Consider the following 17,898-nt stretch of genomic DNA (forward strand, 5'->3'; position numbering starts at 1 on the left):
TCCATGCCCACGGCGCTTCTACCGCAGGAGGAAACGTCCGACGCTGCAGACGTGCAGTATGCGGTGGTGGCCGTTCGGAATCCGGATCTCCGGGCCACGGCGGAAACGGTCCTGCGGGCGGCAGGGGTGGTACCGCTGCAGGCAGCCGATGAACATCAGAGCATCCGGGCGGTCCAGGAACACGACGTCGTCCTGGGTATTGTCGATGCCGAAATGCTCGCAAGTGTCCGGCCCGAACAGCTGCGCCGGTTGAGGCAGGAACCCTTAATCGCCGGCGTGCCGATCCTCCTGTTGTCGGGGAACGGGCAACTGGACATAGAGGCAATGGTCCGGGCAGGCATCACCCACTTTGCGAGCGGACGGATGGTGGATGAGGATCTCACCAACCGGGTTGCCCTGCTTCTGGCAGGCAGCCGCGCAACCCGCCGCCGCCGCATCGCAGCAGCCCGCCTCCGGGAGAAAACCCGCGCGGTATCCGCGGCCCTGCGAGCAACCAATGATCCCGGGCAGATGGCAGCACTGGTGGTGCAGGGACTCGGCGAGGCATTCGGTGCGTGTTCTGTCCGGATGGACACCTTCCCGGATGAACGCGTTCCCAAGCTGACTGCATCGTGGAACCGTGTTCCGGAAGCTGCCGATCTGCCGCAGGTCCCGCTCCCGGACGCGGTTCTGCTGTGTTCCTCCCTGTGGGACCGGGAGACGGTCCTGCGGGTGGAGGACCATCTTTGCCCCGGCACTGTGGAAGACACCATCCTGCCCACCGGTACGCCGCCCCATCCGCGCACCTCGGTTCTGGCGCCGCTGGCCCACGGGGACCAGGTGTTCGGTTATGTCTGGATCGCGGGAACCGCGGGAGCCCGGAGGTGGAGCCGAACCGAGCTTTCCCTGATCCAGCATGTGTGCGGAAACCTGGCGCACGGACTGCTGCAGGGCCACCTCATTACGGGCCAGCGTGAAGTGGTGACCCGGCTAAGGGAACTTGATCAGGCGAAGACAGATTTCGTGGCGACAGTAAACCACGAACTGCGTACACCCCTGACTTCCATCACCGGTTACCTCGAACTCATCCTGGACGGCTCAGGAGGGGAGGTCCCGCCGCACGTGGCACAAATGCTGGACATAGTAGGGCGCAATGCGGTCCGCCTCAACCAGCTCATTTCCGATCTCCTGACTATCTCGCGCGCAGAGGCTCAGACGAATCTGCCCTCCGTGGAGGAGATCGACCTCGGGGAGCTGCTGTCCTCAGTGGCTGCTGCGCTGGCTCCCGCCGCCGCCGCCAACGCGATTACCGTGCGGCTGGCCCCTGCGGCTGCCCCGCTCCTGGTGGATGGAGACAAAGCCCAGCTGGAACAGGTGTTCACGAACCTGCTGTCCAATGCAGTGAAATTTACGCTTCCGGACGGGTATGTGGAGGTGCGCGGCGTCGTTATCCGCGGCGAGGCCGGAACCCGGGTGCGGGTGGAAGTGGCGGACAACGGCATTGGAATCCCGGCAGCCGATATCCCGAAGCTCTTCCAGCGTTTCTTCCGGGCATCCAATGCAGCAGCCGCGGCCATCCCTGGAACAGGGCTCGGTTTGGCCATCGTGCAGGACATCGTCCACCGGCACGGCGGGGAACTGGGCATTGACTCCGCTGCCGGGCGGGGAACCACGGTCACCGTTTCCCTTCCCGCCCGCTGACCGGCGGGGTATTCCCGGCGTCAGGCCAGAATACGCTCCGGGAACGCGTAGCAGTTCAGCGAAGTGCCGCGGCTGAAGCCCACCAGGGTCATTCCGGCGTCCTGGGCCAGTTCCACCGAAAGGGACGACGGCGCACTCACCGCGGCCAGCACGGGAATCCCGGCAAGCTGGGCCTTCTGAACCAGTTCAAAGGACGCCCGTCCGGAAACCTGCAGTACTGTCCCGCGCAGCGGCAGCATTCCCGCCCGCAGGGCCCACCCCACTACTTTGTCCACTGCATTGTGGCGTCCCACGTCCTCGCGCAGGCAGAGCAGCTCTCCGTCAACACTGAACAGTCCTGCCGCGTGGACTCCCCCGGTACGGTCAAAGACTTTCTGATGCTGCCTCAACTTTTCCGGCAACCCCGCCAGTGTCGGCAGCGGCACACGTACGTCGTCGGCCCCCAGGGAGAAGTGCGAGGACTTCCGCACCGCTTCAATTGAAGCAGTGCCGCAGATCCCGCATGAACTTGAGGTGTACACGTGCCGTTCCATGGCTGTGTCCGGAAGCGCAGTCCCGGGGCGAAGCTGCACGTCCACTACGTTGAACGTCTGCTGTCCGGAATCGTCGACGCCGGCACAGTAGCGCAGGCTGATCAGCTGTCCCGGATCCCAGATAATGCCCTCAGACACCAGGAAACCCGCCACCAGATCAAAGTCGTCGCCGGGGGTGCGCATGGTGACGGTGAAGGAGCGTCCCTCTACCCTGATTTCCAGGGGCTCCTCACCGGCCAGCACATCCTCGCGCTTGGTGGTGGTTCCGTCAATCCGGAACTTAGTAACCTGTCCGCGGCGGGTAACCCGTCCCATTCCGTCTCCTTAGACGCGTGCTGCACCCGCCCTGTGACGGATCCGCTGATTCCGGGATGCCAGGCCGGATTCCCCGGCCGGTTTCCCTTTTTGAGATTAGCCCACGCGGTGCCTGCCCGGCACCCGCAGGGCATTTACCGTGCCGGCGGCTCCTGCACCGACCAGGGCAGCGGCAGTGCGGTGACGGCCTCGTCCATGGTGCACCCTGCCTCGGGCACCACCATGACTGCGTCCGCATCTGCTATTCCGCGGAGCATGCCGGAGCGGAAATACGGTGACGGGACGGCCCGTCCGTTCTCGATCCGGCACGGGACCAGCCGTGTGCGTCCGGGCAGGGGCTCCATGTCCACACCCACCAGGACATGGCGCTCCGGCGAGAGCGATGCTCCGCGGAGTCCGTCCAAAAGCGGCTGAAGGACGGAGAACACTGCCATCATCGCTGCCAGCGGGTTGCCGGGGAGCGCGACGAGCAGCCGTCCGTCCGGAAGCCGCGCCAGCATGGTGGGGTGTCCCGGGCGCATGGCGATGCCGTCAATCAGCAATTCCGCCTGCATGTCCTCCAGGGCCTGCCGCAGGTGGTCCGCTTCCGAACGGCCCGTGCCGCCGGTGGTGACCAGGACGTCACCGGAAGACATGGCGATGGAGGTTTCATCGGTGGCATCACTGCTCAGGGCAGCCACTACGTCTTCATAGCGGTCCGAGACGCGCCTGACCACATCCATGCGGCCGCCCATCATCGTGATGAGCTGGGGCAGCTGGGGCCCAAAGGTGTCCCTGACCTGCCCGGATTCTGGCAGTCCGTACTCGATGACCTCATCCCCGGTCAGCAGCAGGGACACCCGCGGTGCGCGGAGCACCGGCAGGGTGTCATGCCCGCACACCGCCGCCAGGGCTATATGCGCCGGGTTGAGGAGGGTCCCCTGCTTGATGGTGACTTCTCCGGCTGCTGCTTCCTCTCCGGCCGGGCGGATATGCTCGCCGGCCGCGGGCTCGTCCGGCCGGGCCGCGGAGCTGAGGCTCAGGACCGGATGGTCGGTTCCGGAGACAATGCCGCTTTCGGACCGCAGCACGCTGAAGGCGCCGGCAGGAATCATGCCGCCCGTGAGAATGGCGACTGCCTGGCCGGGCTGAAGCGGACGGCGCCCGGATTCCCTGTGGATCTGCCACCGCTCGACGTGCGGTTCCTCCTGGGTCACCAGGTGCCACGGCGGCGGTCCCGCCACTGCCCAGCCGTCCATGGCGGACGAGGCGTAATGCGGCACGGGCTGCAGAGCCGGCACATCCTGGGCGAGGACCTGGCCCAGCGCGTCGGCCAGCTGCACGGTTTCATAGGGCAGCGCCCGGCCTGCGGAGAACGCCAAGCTGCGCGCATTCGCCCAGGGGGCATTGGGCTGGAGCGGAAGTATCACGGGGGTGGAATTGTCAGTGGTCATTAACGTCTCCGGTTTCAGCATAGGTTTTGCACTCCCGGGCTGCCACGCCCATGGCCGCGTTCATGGCGGCAGTGTCGCCGGCCTGGCCGCTGCCTGCCGCGAGGCCTGCAGCGAATCCGGCCACGAAAGTGGTCAGCGGAGCAGCGGGGCGAACCACGGAGTGTGCCGCGTCGGAAGCCAGCTGCAGCACTGCGCTGACATCAACCCCGGTTCCTTCAAGCCCGAAGGCGGTGAGCAGTTTCCGGCACCACTCCTCGAGTTGTTCTTCTTGGCTTGCCATGTTCCTGCTCCTTAACGGGCTTTCAATTGCGCGTTGCGGGATGCTCAGCATCCCCGGCGCTGCCGGTATCCACCGACCAGCGCGTGGCATCCTCCCACGTGTCAATGTCCGTTGTGCTGTGGGGCGGAACCGCAACGCTCCTGTATTGCACCCTAGCAAGGAGCCGCTTCATCGAAAGGTTTTCCAGTCCTGCAGGCCTGTCGAAAAAGCCGATGGCAGCCCCCAGATGGGCCGTCCGGTACAGCCCGGCCAGCGGCTGCTCGCGTCCGGATTCGTCAACGGCCAGGAGCGAGAGAGGCACCGGGCCGCGTGTACCGCCGGAAGCTTCGGACAAGAGCGCGTTTACTGCCCGGGAGATGAACGGCATGTCACAGGCCAGGACCAGAGTCCACTCGGGTGGCCTCCGGCCAGCCTGTTCATCCTGTTCGGCCAGCGCCGTCCAGGCCGCCGCCACCGCGGCCGCGGGCCCGGAAAATGGAGGATCTTCACGGATCAGCAGGGCGGGTATTCCGCCTGCCTCCAGCACCTCCTGCAGTTGGGGCGGTCCGGCGACGGCACGCCCGGCAGCACCGGATGCTGCTTCCAGGGCGACAGCCAACAGCGTGCGCCCGGACGACTGAAGCAGCGCTTTGGGGGTTCCGCCCAAGCGCGAAGACCGTCCGCCGGCCAGCACGATTGCATTGAACGAGGGCGTTCCTGAATCCATCACCGGCATCAGGCAGCCGTGCCGGCATCGAGGAACTGGCTCCACTGCGGGGCCGGACGCTCCAGTTCGCGGATTTGCCAACGAGCTCCGTGAGGCGGCTGGGGGTGGATGCGCAGCTGCCATCCGAGCTGATTCAGGGTCCTGTCACCCTTGGCATTATTACAGCGCAGGCAGCAGGCAACCATGTTTTCCCAGCTGTCTTCTCCGCCCCTGGATCGAGGCAGGACGTGGTCCACCGTGGAGGCGGCCTTGCCGCAGTACGCGCACTGGTGCAGGTCCCGGCGCAGAACCCCCCGCCGGGTAACAGGGGTGCCTTCGCGGTAAGGAATTTTTACGTACCTGTGCAGCAGGATCACCGAGGGGCGCGGAAGAATTTCCGTGGGTCCCACCACCGGTTCCCCGCTCTCGGCAATAACGCTGGCCTTCCCTGACAGCACCAGCACCAGCGCCCGGCGGAAGCTCACAACGGCCAGCGGCTCATAGCCTGCATTCAGAACGAGAGTGCGCATGCACATTCCTCTCCGCCTGCGGTCCATCGGCGGGAGGTTGCCCGCCGCGGTTGACGGTACTTCACATGATCTATGGAAAGAGTATGCCCGGATCCTGCTCTTCGCCATTTTCGGCGCCGCCCGGCGGTTTAAACGGATCAAGGGTTCCTCCCGGAGGAGAAACCCTTGACCGCTGCCGGCGAACCGGCAGGCAAACCATGTGTACCGTTTTCTAGCGGACGTGGATGTACACGCCGCCCGAGCCCAGCTCTGCCGGAGCCACAACAGTGGAATTACCGTTGAAACCACCGTGGATGGCTTGGCCGTTTCCAACGTAAACAGCAATGTGAGCCATGCCCATGCCGCCGTCGGCGTAGTAGATCAGGTCGCCGGGAACGGCCTGCGAGGCGCTGACCATGGTTCCCAGGGACAGGTAACCGGCAGGCCAGTCATGGAAGCTGATGCCAGCGGCAGCCAATGAGTTGGTCACCAGCATGGTGCAGTCCTGTGACACGCCCAGCTGCGCATAGGCAGCGGCAGCGATGGTCGCAGCAGTGCCGGAGGAGGCAGCCGGAGCCGCTTCCCGCACCGGAGCGGACGCCGGAGCGGACGCCGGAGCGGAAACAAAACCTGCCGGTTCCATGGCCGGAGCAGCTTCTTCCGTCCACGCCGCCTGGGCAGGTGCCTGCGCCGGAGCCTCAGCCGGCAGCGGCTGCGCTGCCGGTTCGGGCTGCGCTGCCGGGAGCTCGGTTGCCTGGAGCTGCGCAGCATCAGCCTGCACATCCTCAGAGGGAGCTTCCTCGGGCTGCACTTCCGGAGCCAGAATGACGCCTGCCACGGCCGGACGGTCAAAGCTCACCACGGCAGTTGCGGGAACCATCAGCTGCGTAGACGCTGCCAGATCCAACGTGCTGGTTTCCGCACTGCGGACCACGTCTGAACCTGTTGCATTAGCCGCGACGCCGGTGCCCAGCACCAGGCCTGATGCGGCAACTGCCACAGCAGCCTGACGCCCAAACGTTCCGGCGTTGGCAGATACTGCCCGCGCAAGCGTGCTCAGCGCAGCGGTGCGTGCTGCGGGCGCCCGGTGACGGGCGCGCTCAGGTGTAGATGTCATGCGGGTGCAATCTCCGTTATCTGCGGCAGGACTTAGCTGACGCGGACGAAGCTTGCGCCGCCGAGGTAGGACAGCGGGTGCAGCACGGTGTTCATACCGTCGAAGCCGCCGCTGATGACCTGGCCGTTCCCCACGTAGATGGCTACGTGGCCGGAGGTGATGACGAGGTCGCCGGGCTCAGGCGAGCCAACAACCGAGCCGAAAGCGTAGAACTGTGCGGGGGCGAGGTCGCCCACCGACTTGCCGACGGAGCGCAGTGCATTCTCCACCATGGCGGTGCAGTCCTGTGCAACACCGAGCTGTGCGTAGGCCGAAGCAACGAGTGCTGCGCCGACGCCGCTGGTTACCGGAGCCGGAGCGGGGGCCGGAGCCTGAACCGGTGCGGGAGCTGCAGCGGCGGGTGCCGGGGCAGCAGCCTGGGCCTGGACCGGTGCGGGAGCTGCGGGTGCCCAGTTGGCAGTGGTGGCTGCCAGCGGTGCGGAAGCCTGCTGCACCTGAGCGGCAGCGGCCTGCTCAGCCTGCTCGGCCTGGACTGCAGCGGCCTGCTCAGCCTGGACAGCTGCCTGCTCCTGAGCAGCGGCTTCAGCGGCGGCAGCCGCTTCTTCTGCTGCGATGCGGGCACGGTAATCCGCTCCGGAAACGGAGGAGACGGGCTGCATGGTGGCCAGCTCAAACGGTGCCTGTGCGGAGACAGAAACAGCGCCGGTTGGAGTGACGACACTAAGCGGGGTGGCTTCGAGAACCTGGCGGTCGGCGCTGGGGGCTGCCTGGGCGGGAAGGCCTGCCGCGAGAACGAGGCCTGAAGCGGCGACGACGACGGCGGCCTGGCGGCCGAAGGTTCCAACATTGGAGGTTACGGCCCGGGACAGTGCTGAAATGGGGCTCGACTGGACTGCGGACGCGCGACGGCGGCCGTGAGCTACTGATGACACAAGTTTGCCTCTCCCAATGCCTACGAGGTGAGCTGTCGGATTCGGATGGGAGTCACCCGGTTGCGTGGGAGGTAAGGCCCGTGCAACTTAACCCCTAGGGCTTCTTTCGAAACCCGAATGTGGTTCCCCCGCCTCTGCCATGCGATGTTGCGAACGGACCTCAAACAGTGGCAGAGCTCGGCGATCTGTTCGAGAGTGCCCGACCTTTGGCCGATCAAGCACGAGGACGACCCTACAACAACATTTGTCGAATGTCACGTTCAGGTCACGAAATGGTTATCCTGAGGTCACAGCCAACCAAGCGGGTCAACGACCTCGCCATTGACCATCACTTCAAAGTGGAGATGGCAGCCTGTGGAGGCACCTGTGGTGCCGCTGGCACCCACCAGGGCTCCGCGCTCCACCTTGTCCCCCACCGCCACACCCAGGCTGGACATGTGGTTGTAAGTGGTTTCCACGCCGTTGCCGTGATCAACCACCACGCGGTTTCCGCCGCCGAAGTCGTGCCAACCCGAGAAGGTCACGGTGCCGGCTGCGGCAGCCGTGACATCCGTGCCGCAGGCAGCGGCAAAGTCCTGGCCGCGGTGCAGCTCGTCTGCGGCACCGGTGATGGGGCTGACGCGGTAGCCAAAGCCGGAGGTCTGAACGAGTTCCGAGGCCAGCGGCCGAGCAAGAGCGCCCGCGGATGCACCGGCGGAAATCTCCCCGCCGGACGCCACAGCCACGTGATGCAGCTTTGCTTCCGGATCAAACCGGCTGCTCATGGCGGGCCGGTCAAAGTTAACGGCCACTCCGGGATCGGCTGAAACTACCGGTGCTTCCACGGCGACAGGCTGCATTTCCTGGGCTGGTTCACTGACCGCTGCGGTGGTGGGGACCGCAGCCGTGAGGATCAGGCCCGATGCTGCGGCGGTGATGGCGACTTTTTGCGCGGCACCGCCAATGGAACGATGATGTGGTTCTGCTCGCCGACGGCCGGATCTGGGGCCGTTATATGGGCAGGGAGCGGGGGCCGGGGCAGACGCGCGGCGCCTGCCCGGGGCAGCATGCTTCGACAAGGTATACCTCTCTCATATGCCTGCGAAGTTAGCTGTCGGATTCGAGTGGAGAAACTCGGCCCCGCATTCAGCGCCCGGCCGCTCCGTCGATACGGGGCCGTGCTGATGCTGGAGGCTTCACCCCAAGGCAGTCAAAGCTGCCGGTGATGGGTCCTCCGCCCCTGCCTGAACTATGTAAATCCGGGCCAGTGGCAGGGTTCGGCGTGAGGCCCGGATAACGGTGTTATTTCAACGTCAATAAGTCACTATAGGCGAAAACGCCCAAAAGAGACCATTTCGTTATCCGAGTGTGGAGACAAACACGTGGGCAGCGACCTCTGGAGGAAGCTCCAGGGCGCCTTCGATTCCGGGAACACGCACGGAAACGTAGCCCCCCACCACTTCGGCACTGATCTCCGCTCCCGGCCGCAAACCGGCCTCATCGAACTGGCAGAGCAGCTCCGGTTCCACCTGCACCGGCTCGGCCAGCCGGACCAGCTTCATCTTGGTTCCCGGCTCTGCCTGCGCCACAGCGGAAACGAGGTTGGTTACGCCGTCGTGGAACGGTTCAGCGGCCACGCCGCCAATCTCGGCGAGGCCCGGAATGGGGTTGCCGTAGGGCGACTCCGTGGGGTGCCCCAGCAGGTCATACAACCGGCGCTCCACGCGCTCACTCATGACGTGTTCCCAGCGGCAGGCTTCGTCATGGACGTAGGCCCAGTCCAGGCCGATCACGTCGGAGAGCAGGCGTTCGGCAAGCCGGTGCTTGCGCATCACTTCGGTGGCACGGCGGCGTCCCTGCTCTGTCAGCTCCAGGTGCCGGTTGCCCGAGACCACCACCAGGCCGTCCCGCTCCATCCGCCCGATTGTCTGGGACACGGTTGGCCCGGAGTGGCGCAGCCGCTCGGCGATGCGTGCCCGGAGAGCCACGATGTTCTCTTCTTCGAGTTCCAGGATGGTCCGCAGATACATTTCGGTGGTGTCAATGAGGTCCGTCATGGCAGGCCGCTCCTAGGTACTCAATTGGGAAGATCAGGAGAACAACGGCGGACGCCGCCCCCACAGGTCAGTTCTGCCAATACGTTAGCTCATCCGGACAAAGGGCAGATAATTTCGTCGGCGCCGTGCGTCCCGGCGGGCGGGTTCACAAATCGCAAGCGGACAGGGCTGTGGGGCAGAATAAAAAGCACATCAGAGCACCCTGCCTACCGCTTGGAGCGATACCCCATGGGCGAAACAGCCGCAGTAAAGATCCCCGCCGAACTCCTTCCCAGGGACGGGCGGTTCGGGGCCGGTCCGTCAAAGGTTCGTCCGGAGCAGCTGGAAGCATTGTCCCGCGCCGGAACCCGTCTGCTGGGCACCTCCCACCGCCAGGCTCCCGTCCGGAACCTGGTGGGAAGCATCCGCGAGGGACTGTCGAGCCTGTTCCGCGCCCCTGACGGTTATGAGGTGGTGCTTGGTGTTGGCGGCTCCACCGCGTTTTGGGATGTGGCGTCCTTTGGGCTGGTCCAGGACAAGGCCCAGCATCTGTCCTTCGGCGAGTTCGGTTCCAAGTTCGCCGCTGCCACGAACAAGGCGCCCTTCCTTGCGCCGTCCTCCATCATCAAAGCTGAACCGGGCACCCGTTCCGTTGCGGCAGCCGAATCCGGGGTGGATGTCTACGCCTGGCCCCAGAATGAAACGTCCACCGGTGTTGCCGCCCCGGTGGCACGCGTTGCCGGCGCGGATCCCGGCTCCCTGATCCTGATCGATGCCACGTCGGCGGCGGGCGGCCTGGATGTCGACCTCGCCGAGTCCGATGTCTATTACTTTGCTCCCCAGAAGAATTTCGCGTCCGACGGGGGCCTCTGGCTGGGCATGTTCTCCCCGGCGGCGCTGGAGCGCGCCGCGCGGATCAATGCCTCGGACCGCTGGATTCCGGACTTCCTCAACCTGCAGACGGCTATCGACAACTCTCGGCTGAACCAGACCTACAACACGCCCTCGCTGTCCACGCTGGTGACCCTCAACGCCCAGATTGAATGGCTCAACGCGAACGGAGGCCTGGATTTCGCTGCGGCCCGCACCGCGGACTCGGCCGGCCGAATCTATTCCTGGGCCGAGGATTCCCCCGTGGCGGCCCCGTTCGTTGCCCGGCCCGAGGACCGTTCCAACGTGATCACCACCATTGATTTTGCAGATCACGTTGACGCGGCTGCCCTCGCCAAGACGCTGCGCGCGAACGGCGTCGTGGACGTGGAACCGTACCGCAAACTTGGCCGCAACCAGCTGCGCATCGCAACCTTCGTGGCCATTGAGCCGGACGACGTCAGTGCTTTGCTGCAGTGCATCGACTATGTCATTGAGCACTCCCGGTAGCAGGCGGTTCATCCCTGATGCAGGACCCGGACCCTATGCAGGTTCCGGGTCCTGTTTCGTTTCATTCGTTGTCATGTGCAGCCGCCGGGGAAGGGTGCGGTCATAGTGGATCCGCAGGTGGTGGGCCCGCCAGGCCCAGACAAAGCCGACGACGGCGGTGATCAGTCCGGAAGCCGCGGCAACACCGAGGCTCCAGCGCGGCCCGAAGCTGTTGGCCACCCACCCCACCAGCGGGGCGCCGATGGGAGTTCCGCCCATAAAGATGGCAAAGTACAGGGCCATCACACGTCCGCGCATCACCGGCGCAGTGGTGGTCTGGACATAGGCATTGGCACTGGTCATTAGCGTCAGCGCAAACAGGCCCACCGGGATGAGGGACACTGCGAACCAGAGAAGCGTGGGAGAGGCAGCGGAAACCAGGCACGCGGCCCCGAAGGCACCGGCGGCCCCGAAGACAAAACGCAGCCGGGGTTTGTCCCTGCGGGCGGACAACAGCGCCCCGGTGACGGACCCGATGGCCATGACGGAGTTCAGCAGTCCAAAGATCCCGGCGTCCTGGCCAAACTCGGTACGGGCCATCGCCGCGATATACACGGCAAAGTTCAGGCCGAACGTTCCCACAATAAAGATTGCCAGCAGCACCATCACCAGATCCGGGCGGTACCGGACATATTTCAGTCCTGCCCTGATCCGCCCCTTCCCCGGCGGGGCCTTGGGCAGCACCCGCAGCTCGGAGCTGCGCATCTTGAGCAGCGCCAGAACCATGGCGGCGAAGGTGAACGTGTTAATAAGGAAGACCCAGCCCGGGCCAACGGCCACTGTCAGCAGGCCGGCAGCTGCTGGGCCCACCATGCGGGCACCGTTGAAGGAGGCGCTGTTAAGCGCCACGGCATTGGGCAGGTCGGCCTCGCCCACGACTTCCGAGACGAAGCTCTGGCGCGCCGGCGCATCGACGGCTGACACCACGCCCAAAGCCAGGGCAAACGCGTAGACGTGCCACAGCTGGGCCTCGCCGGAAAGGACGAGCACACCCAGGCCCAGCCCCAGCACAGCCATGGCCACCTGGGTGAACAGCAGCACCTTGCGCCGGTTATAGGTATCAGCCACCAAACCTGCCCACGGCGCCAGAAGCAGCTGCGGCCCAAGCTGCAGCGCCATGACAATGCCCATGGCCGCTGCATCCTGGGCGGTGAGGATGTCATAGACCAGCCAGTCCTGGGCGGTCCGCTGCATCCAGGTGCCAATGTTGGACACCAGCGCACCGATGAACCAGATTCGGTAGTTAAAGAAGCGCAGTGAACGGAACACAGCTCAGCACCGTCCAACCATGAACTTGATGACTGCTGCCCCCGCGACCAATGGTTTAGCGCTCCTCCTGCGTTCCCGCCCCGCCGTTTGCGGATTGACCGGCACCTTCTTCAGAGCGTTCGCCGCGGTCCCGCTCGTCCCCGTCGCCGCCGTCGGCCTGCGCCTGTGCCCGGGCGGCTTCCTCCGCGGCAACTGCGGCTTCCTCCGCGGCAACATCCTCCGGACGGATCCGCTCCGACCACGGCACCCACTCAGGAGCGAGGACGGCATTTTCCGAGGGAAGCAGCCCCACCTCGCAGACCGTGGCTGCCTTGCCCCGTGGCACCCTGGCCACGGTGGCGTACCAGTGCCAGCCGTTGTACCCGGGACGCAGGGATTCAAAACGGTGCGTCACCAGGCGCTCAGCGTCCGGCGTTGCCCCTATGTAGGCGCCGATCTGTTCGGGGGGAACAACTTCCAGAAGTCCTGCACGTGCCGCTTCAACGGCGGCGGCAAGCACTGCGTCAGGCTTGGACGGGCGTCGTGCAGCACGCCGCGGTGCCTTGGCAGGCGACTGCCCTCCGGAAGCTTCGGGAGCCGGAGAAGCCGATTCGGAATGGGTTGTTGCGCTAGTGGTCATGCAGTGGATCCGCCTTATACGTCCAGGTCATCGGCGACGGCGCGCAGAACGGCCGCCACCTTGGTGGCATGCTTCTTGTCCGGGTACCGGCCCTTGCGCAGGCCGTTCGAGACTGCATCCAATAGTTTAATAAGGTCTTCCGTAATAACCGCCATGTCATCCGCGCTCTTTCGCGTGGCCCGTGCCACTGACGGCGGCGCTTCAAGGATGCGGGCCGAGAGCGCCTGGGGGCCGCGGCGGCCGTCGGCAACGCCAAACTCCATGCGGGTACCGGGCTTTACCTCGGTGACGCCTGCGGGGAGGGCCGAGGCATGAAGGAAGACTTCCTGCCCCTCGTCCGTGGCCAGAAATCCAAAACCTTTACCAGTGTCGAACCACTTCACCTTGCCGATGGGCACTTCGGTTACCTCGTTCTTAGCTAATGAGTGCAGCAGCTATACCTGCCGCAGTGTTGCGCAACCCGCAGTGCCGGCCGTATGCAGAAATGAACGCTCCGGTAGTTCCGCACCTACCGGATGCTTCCGATACTGGGTCGTCCAGATACCTGGTCATCCAGATACTACGGGAGAGATACTACTGGGAAGCTTGTTCCCTTTAGAATATCCCGGCAGTGCATTCCTTCTCCCGCGGCGGACCTTTGGAACCGGGAGTTTCCGCTGTTAGCGTTAAATTCATGGACACCAGCGCGCCTTCCCCCGGCAGGACACCGCATCGGACTGCAGCAGACGTACCCCGCTGGCGGCGTGTCCTCACCGGTGTGGCAGCACTGCTTGCAGTTCTGGGCCTGCTTTGCCTGGGTGCCGTCCTGCTCTCGGCCCTGCGCGGGGAAAGTGTGTGGCCCGGCTATGCAGCGGGCGCCATTTATGCCCTCCCGGCAGCATTCCTCCTGATGGCAGCGCTAATAATTGACGGAATTCGCCGCCGGCGGCGCGGCTAGGCCGTTCGTTTTGGAACCGGTTCGGGTAACGTAAAGACGATGTCCGCGATCCGAGCTTTAGCCGAAGATCTAGCTTCACGCAGCGACGACCAGCTGCGTGAATTGCTCGCGGCCAGACCGGATCTGGTGTTGCCTCCCGTTCCCGATTTCCAGGCCCTCGCTGCGCGTGCCTCAACCCGCATCAGTGTGCAGCGGGTGCTGGAAAAGCTCACTGCGCCTGAGCTTCAGGTCCTCGAAGCAGTGGACCTCACCACCAATGAGGATTCGCATCTCAGCACTACGGCGTCCTGGTTGAAGAGTGCCATCGCGGGGTCCACCATCAAGGCGCTGGACGCCATCCTGAACCATTTGCATGCTCTGGCCCTGCTTCGCCGCGCCACCCCGCACCCCGGGGCCCCCAAGGCCGACGCCGGACGCCGGTTCTACCTGCCGGTGTCAGTGCTCGGTGAAGCGCTGGGAGCTTATCCGGCCGGCCTCGGCCGGCCCTATTCCACCCTTGCCGTCCAGCAGCCCGAATTCGGGCAGCGCCTGGTGGGCATCGTGGAGGGACTGCGCAAAAGCGGCATCGCCATGGAGCGGGCGGACACGCCGGCCACGGCGGCCCATTCCCTGCACCATCTGGTTTCGGATCCGGCGGCCTGGGCCTCGCTGATGTCCGATGCTCCGCCCCAAACGCAGGAGCTCCTCAAACGATTCAAGTACTCCCCGGTAGGTGCCATTCCCAAAAAGGCCACCATGGGCCGCGCCGTACTGGACAACCCCTCCCCCACCCCGGTGGAGTGGCTGGTGGCCCGGGGCCTCCTGGTCCCGCTGGACGCGCTGCACGTTGAACTCCCCCGTCCGGTGGGGCAGGCGTCCCGCGGACATGTCATCGTTTCCGATTTCCAGCTTTCCCCGCCGGCACCGGTCACCCGCCAGGTTCCCAACAGTGTCCGGGACAACGCCGCGTACGGGGCGGTGGCGGAAACCCTGCGGCTGGTGACCGAGCTGCTCACCCTGGCCAAGACAACTCCCATCAGCACCCTGCGCTCCGGCGGAGTGGGCGTGCGGGAAGTGCGTCGCGTCTCCGAGTCACTGCGCATTGATGCTTCCGCCACCGCCTGGCTGCTGGAATTGTCCGCCCTGTCCGGGCTGCTCGCCCTCGACGTCACTACATCACGGTGGTGTGTCACGGAGCGGGAGTGGCTGACCCTGGACCGGGATGAGCAGTGGAAGCAGCTGGTTTCGGCCTGGCTCGAAGCGGACCGTGCTCCGTCCCTGGTCGGAAGCCCGCTGCCCGGCGGCGGTGCCATTAATGCCCTGGCAGCCGAGGCATCACGTCCGGATGCTCCCCTCGTGCGCAAGCGGGCCCTGGAAATGCTGGCCCGCCTGGCGGCTGGGGACACCGCCGGGGAAGGAACCACCGGGGCCCTCGACGCCGCCGGCCTGGTCAGCGCACTGACCTGGCACCAGCCGCGTCTCCAGCGCAGGTTTGCGCGGCTGGTCCCGGGGATCCTCAAGGAAGCAGCCCAGCTGGGGCTGCTCGGGTCCGGTGCGCTCACTGAACTGGGGGCTGCGGTGGCAGCCGGGGAGTGGGACGCGGCCCTGGAACGCCTGCGCGGCGCCCTGCCGGAGCCGCTTCATTCGTTTCTCCTGCAGGCAGACCTGACTGCCGTGGCTCCGGGATACTTGGAGCCCGGCGTCGCGCGCCGCCTTGCCGCCATTTCCATAGCGGAGGGCCAGGGGCCGGCTGCCATCTACCGCTTTTCCGCCGACTCCATCCGGCAAGCCCTGGACAGCGGGCAGAGCGCTGCCGAGATCATGGAATTCCTGCAGCGGCACTCCGCCACTGATGTGCCCCAGCCGCTGAAGTACCTGGTCGAAGACACCGCGGCCCGCTACGGCCGGCTCCGGGTCGGCTCCATGGCCTCCTATCTGCGCAGCGACGACGAAGACGGCCTGACCGGACTGCTGGCAGATCCGGGCACCACAGCCCTGGGCCTCGTACGCCTCTCGCCCACCGTCGTCGGATCAGTGGCAAGTCCGCAGGAACTGTCCTACACCCTGCGCGAACTGGGCTACTCGCCGGCGCTGGAGGGCAGGGCGCGCCCGGTGGCAGGTTCACATGCCCATCCCCCCGTGACGGTGCCCGCGTCTTCCCGGACCCGGATCAACCCCTGGCACCTGACTGACGAGGACATCTCCGAGCAGCTGGCCGCACTCCGCGGCGACGGACCTCCGGTGGCAGGGCACGGCGAAAGCCAACCGCTGGTCGGGCTGGAGATCCTGCGGGAGGCCATCCGCACCCGAAGTTCTGTCCGAATGGGCGTTGTGGACAGCCAGGGGAATCAGCGGCAGGAGATATTCGTTCCCTTATCAGTCACCGACGGACGGGTGCGGGTTTTCGATCCGCGCCGGGACGTGGAGCGAGTGGTGTCGGTGCACCGAATCATGGACGTAGAAATAGTGGAGGATACCCCGGCGCATGGCTGACGGACCGTTGATTGTCCAGAGTGATAAAACCATTTTGCTGGAGGTGGACCATCCCCAGTCAACCGAGGCCCGGCACGCCATTGCGGCGTTTGCAGAACTGGAGCGGGCTCCGGAGCATATCCACAGCTACCGGCTGACACCGCTTGGCCTGTGGAATGCCAGGGCTGCAGGCTTGGATGCCGAACAGGTTTTGAACACCCTGCTGACCTATTCCCGGTTTCCCGTGCCGCATTCGCTGCTGGTGGACATTGAGGAAACCATGTCCCGGTATGGCCGGCTGCGGCTGGAGAAGGATCCCCAGCACGGCCTGGTCCTGAGGACCACGGACTATCCGGTGCTGGAAGAGGTGATGCACGCCAAGAAGATCCAGCCGCTGCTGGGTCCGCGCATCGACGGCGAGACCGTGGTGGTGCAGTCCGCAATGCGGGGGCAGCTCAAGCAGCTGCTGCTGAAGCTCGGCTGGCCGGCCGAGGACCTGGCCGGCTATGTGGACGGTACACCGCACCCCATCATGCTGAACGAGGACGGCTGGGCCCTGCGTCCGTACCAAAAGCTCGCCACCGAGAACTTTTGGGCCGGCGGTTCCGGCGTCGTCGTCCTGCCCTGCGGTGCGGGTAAGACCCTGGTGGGCGCGGCAGCCATGGCCACCAGCTCCACCACCACGCTGATCCTGGTCACCAACACGGTGTCTGCTCGGCAGTGGAAGGATGAGCTGCTCAAACGCACATCGCTGACCGAGGACGAAATCGGCGAATACTCCGGTGCCATGAAGGAAGTCCGCCCGGTCACCATTGCCACGTACCAGGTGCTGACGCTCAAGCGCGGAGGCCTGTACCCCCATCTGGAGCTGCTGGACGCAAACGACTGGGGCCTGATCATCTATGACGAGGTGCATCTTCTGCCGGCTCCGATCTTTAGGATGACGGCGGACCTGCAGGCCCGCCGGCGGCTGGGCCTCACAGCCACCCTGGTGCGGGAGGACGGCCGCGAGGGCGAGGTGTTCTCCTTGATCGGCCCGAAACGCTACGACGCTCCATGGAAGGACATCGAAGCCCAGGGCTACATCGCCCCGGCAGAGTGCATTGAGGTGCGCGTGGACCTGCCCCGGGATGAACGCGTTGCCTATGCCATGGCCGAAGACGGTGACAAATACCGGCTGTGTTCGACGTCGGAAACCAAGACCGACGTCGTGGAGCAGCTGGTGAAGCGCCACGAAGGCGAGCAGACGCTGGTGATCGGGCAGTATCTGGACCAGCTGGACGAGCTTGCCCAGCGGCTGGACGCACCCGTTATCAAGGGCGACACTCCGGTGAAGGAACGCCAGCGGCTGTTCAATGAGTTCCGCGAGGGCGCCCTGAATACGCTGGTGGTGTCCAAGGTGGCCAACTTCTCGATCGACCTTCCCGAAGCCTCAGTGGCCATCCAGGTCTCCGGCTCCTTCGGGTCCCGCCAGGAGGAAGCCCAGCGGCTGGGCCGGCTGCTGCGGCCCAAGGCCGACGGCAAGGCGGCGCACTTTTACACAGTGGTGGCCCGGGACACGGTGGACCAGGACTTTGCTGCCAAGCGGCAGCGGTTTTTGGCTGAGCAGGGCTATGCGTACTCCATCCTGGATGCCTCGGATATCGAAAAGCCGGTGTAGCGGCGAGTATCAGCCCGCGGTCAGCAACCTTCGAGCCCGCCTAC

17 protein-coding genes and 2 riboswitches are annotated in these 17,898 nt (G+C 65.3%); of the genes, 5 read left to right on the plus strand and 12 right to left on the minus strand.

Annotated features, from left to right (window positions below):
• The first annotated feature begins 3 nt into the window (after window positions 1-3).
• Window positions 4-1,680: an ATP-binding protein gene (locus ACIQXM_RS17435; protein ID WP_400933776.1), complete on the plus strand. Its 1,677-nt coding sequence runs from the start codon at window positions 4-6 to the stop codon at window positions 1,678-1,680.
• Between the two features lie 20 nt (window positions 1,681-1,700).
• Here ACIQXM_RS17435 and fdhD read toward each other — a convergent pair whose 3' ends face one another.
• The 9 genes from fdhD to ACIQXM_RS17480 all read right to left on the minus strand — a co-directional run bounded on the left by fdhD (window position 1,701) and on the right by ACIQXM_RS17480 (window position 9,520).
• Entirely contained in the window at window positions 1,701-2,528 is an 828-nt protein-coding gene (gene fdhD, locus ACIQXM_RS17440; protein WP_400933779.1) for a formate dehydrogenase accessory sulfurtransferase FdhD, read from the minus strand.
• Window positions 2,529-2,662: 134 nt separating this feature from the next.
• The gene (locus ACIQXM_RS17445) at window positions 2,663-3,961 is read right to left on the minus strand and encodes a molybdopterin molybdotransferase MoeA (RefSeq protein ID WP_400933782.1); all 1,299 of its coding nucleotides are present in this window, start codon (window positions 3,959-3,961) and stop codon (window positions 2,663-2,665) included.
• Complete coding sequence (locus ACIQXM_RS17450) at window positions 3,951-4,241, minus strand: DUF6457 domain-containing protein (RefSeq protein ID WP_400933784.1); 291 nt, start codon at window positions 4,239-4,241, stop codon at window positions 3,951-3,953. Before ACIQXM_RS17450 ends, ACIQXM_RS17445 begins: the two co-directional genes overlap by 11 nt.
• A gap of 22 nt (window positions 4,242-4,263) precedes the next feature.
• Window positions 4,264-4,947, minus strand: a complete 684-nt coding sequence (locus ACIQXM_RS17455) for a molybdenum cofactor guanylyltransferase (RefSeq protein ID WP_400933786.1) — start codon at window positions 4,945-4,947, stop codon at window positions 4,264-4,266.
• Between the two features lie 8 nt (window positions 4,948-4,955).
• Window positions 4,956-5,456 (minus strand): HNH endonuclease, encoded by a 501-nt coding sequence (locus tag ACIQXM_RS17460; protein ID WP_400933789.1) that lies wholly within the window; start codon window positions 5,454-5,456, stop codon window positions 4,956-4,958.
• Window positions 5,457-5,667: 211 nt separating this feature from the next.
• The gene (locus ACIQXM_RS17465; RefSeq protein ID WP_400933792.1) at window positions 5,668-6,552 is read right to left on the minus strand and encodes an NlpC/P60 family protein; all 885 of its coding nucleotides are present in this window, start codon (window positions 6,550-6,552) and stop codon (window positions 5,668-5,670) included.
• A gap of 32 nt (window positions 6,553-6,584) precedes the next feature.
• On the minus strand, window positions 6,585-7,484 hold the full coding sequence (locus tag ACIQXM_RS17470) for an NlpC/P60 family protein (protein ID WP_400933795.1): 900 nt from the start codon (window positions 7,482-7,484) through the stop codon (window positions 6,585-6,587).
• Between the two features lie 3 nt (window positions 7,485-7,487).
• Window positions 7,488-7,677: riboswitch (cyclic di-AMP (ydaO/yuaA leader) on the minus strand.
• Between the two features lie 94 nt (window positions 7,678-7,771).
• Entirely contained in the window at window positions 7,772-8,323 is a 552-nt protein-coding gene (locus ACIQXM_RS17475; protein WP_400933798.1) for a M23 family metallopeptidase, read from the minus strand.
• Between the two features lie 221 nt (window positions 8,324-8,544).
• A riboswitch (cyclic di-AMP (ydaO/yuaA leader) is annotated at window positions 8,545-8,756 on the minus strand.
• Window positions 8,757-8,821: 65 nt separating this feature from the next.
• Window positions 8,822-9,520, minus strand: coding sequence for a metal-dependent transcriptional regulator (locus tag ACIQXM_RS17480; protein ID WP_400933801.1), 699 nt, complete (start codon window positions 9,518-9,520; stop codon window positions 8,822-8,824).
• Window positions 9,521-9,748: 228 nt separating this feature from the next.
• Between ACIQXM_RS17480 and serC the strand changes: the two genes are divergently transcribed.
• Entirely contained in the window at window positions 9,749-10,879 is a 1,131-nt protein-coding gene (gene serC, locus ACIQXM_RS17485) for a phosphoserine transaminase (RefSeq protein WP_400933804.1), read from the plus strand.
• 33 nt (window positions 10,880-10,912) lie between these two features.
• Here the strand turns inward: serC and ACIQXM_RS17490 are convergent, their stop codons facing one another.
• Genes ACIQXM_RS17490 through ACIQXM_RS17500 form a run of 3 tightly spaced genes read right to left on the minus strand, consistent with a single transcriptional unit; the run spans window position 10,913 to window position 13,204 of the window.
• A complete protein-coding gene (locus ACIQXM_RS17490; protein ID WP_400933806.1) occupies window positions 10,913-12,187 on the minus strand; it encodes an MFS transporter in 1,275 nt (424 codons plus the stop codon).
• Between the two features lie 55 nt (window positions 12,188-12,242).
• Window positions 12,243-12,806, minus strand: coding sequence for a DUF3027 domain-containing protein (locus ACIQXM_RS17495; protein ID WP_400933808.1), 564 nt, complete (start codon window positions 12,804-12,806; stop codon window positions 12,243-12,245).
• Window positions 12,807-12,820: 14 nt separating this feature from the next.
• Window positions 12,821-13,204, minus strand: coding sequence for a cold-shock protein (locus tag ACIQXM_RS17500; RefSeq protein WP_210231717.1), 384 nt, complete (start codon window positions 13,202-13,204; stop codon window positions 12,821-12,823).
• A 275-nt stretch (window positions 13,205-13,479) separates the two neighbouring features.
• Between ACIQXM_RS17500 and ACIQXM_RS17505 the strand changes: the two genes are divergently transcribed.
• The 3 genes from ACIQXM_RS17505 (at window position 13,480) to ACIQXM_RS17515 (ending at window position 17,854) form a co-directional block, all read left to right on the plus strand.
• Window positions 13,480-13,743: a hypothetical protein gene (locus ACIQXM_RS17505; protein WP_400933812.1), complete on the plus strand. Its 264-nt coding sequence runs from the start codon at window positions 13,480-13,482 to the stop codon at window positions 13,741-13,743.
• 126 nt (window positions 13,744-13,869) lie between these two features.
• Window positions 13,870-16,215 (plus strand): helicase-associated domain-containing protein, encoded by a 2,346-nt coding sequence (locus ACIQXM_RS17510; protein ID WP_400933815.1) that lies wholly within the window; start codon window positions 13,870-13,872, stop codon window positions 16,213-16,215.
• Window positions 16,208-17,854, plus strand: coding sequence for a DNA repair helicase XPB (locus tag ACIQXM_RS17515; protein WP_400933818.1), 1,647 nt, complete (start codon window positions 16,208-16,210; stop codon window positions 17,852-17,854). Before ACIQXM_RS17510 ends, ACIQXM_RS17515 begins: the two co-directional genes overlap by 8 nt.
• Window positions 17,855-17,898: the final 44 nt, after the last annotated feature.

Origin of the sequence: Arthrobacter sp. NPDC097144 (genome assembly GCF_044762205.1) — a bacterium.
Taxonomy (GTDB): Bacteria; Actinomycetota; Actinomycetes; order Actinomycetales; family Micrococcaceae; genus Arthrobacter_B.

Coding starts and splice junctions, on each gene's coding strand:
- fdhD (WP_400933779.1), bottom strand. CDS start 2,528: ATGGGACGGGTTACCCGCCGCGGACAGGTTACTAAGTTCCGGATTGAC.
- serC (WP_400933804.1), top strand. CDS start 9,749: ATGGGCGAAACAGCCGCAGTAAAGATCCCCGCCGAACTCCTTCCCAGG.
- ACIQXM_RS17505 (WP_400933812.1), top strand. CDS start 13,480: ATGGACACCAGCGCGCCTTCCCCCGGCAGGACACCGCATCGGACTGCA.
- ACIQXM_RS17480 (WP_400933801.1), bottom strand. CDS start 9,520: ATGACGGACCTCATTGACACCACCGAAATGTATCTGCGGACCATCCTG.
- ACIQXM_RS17465 (WP_400933792.1), bottom strand. CDS start 6,552: ATGACATCTACACCTGAGCGCGCCCGTCACCGGGCGCCCGCAGCACGC.
- ACIQXM_RS17515 (WP_400933818.1), top strand. CDS start 16,208: ATGGCTGACGGACCGTTGATTGTCCAGAGTGATAAAACCATTTTGCTG.
- ACIQXM_RS17445 (WP_400933782.1), bottom strand. CDS start 3,961: ATGACCACTGACAATTCCACCCCCGTGATACTTCCGCTCCAGCCCAAT.
- ACIQXM_RS17475 (WP_400933798.1), bottom strand. CDS start 8,323: ATGCAGCCTGTCGCCGTGGAAGCACCGGTAGTTTCAGCCGATCCCGGA.
- ACIQXM_RS17435 (WP_400933776.1), top strand. CDS start 4: ATGCCCACGGCGCTTCTACCGCAGGAGGAAACGTCCGACGCTGCAGAC.
- ACIQXM_RS17450 (WP_400933784.1), bottom strand. CDS start 4,241: ATGGCAAGCCAAGAAGAACAACTCGAGGAGTGGTGCCGGAAACTGCTC.
- ACIQXM_RS17455 (WP_400933786.1), bottom strand. CDS start 4,947: ATGGATTCAGGAACGCCCTCGTTCAATGCAATCGTGCTGGCCGGCGGA.
- ACIQXM_RS17495 (WP_400933808.1), bottom strand. CDS start 12,806: ATGACCACTAGCGCAACAACCCATTCCGAATCGGCTTCTCCGGCTCCC.
- ACIQXM_RS17460 (WP_400933789.1), bottom strand. CDS start 5,456: ATGCGCACTCTCGTTCTGAATGCAGGCTATGAGCCGCTGGCCGTTGTG.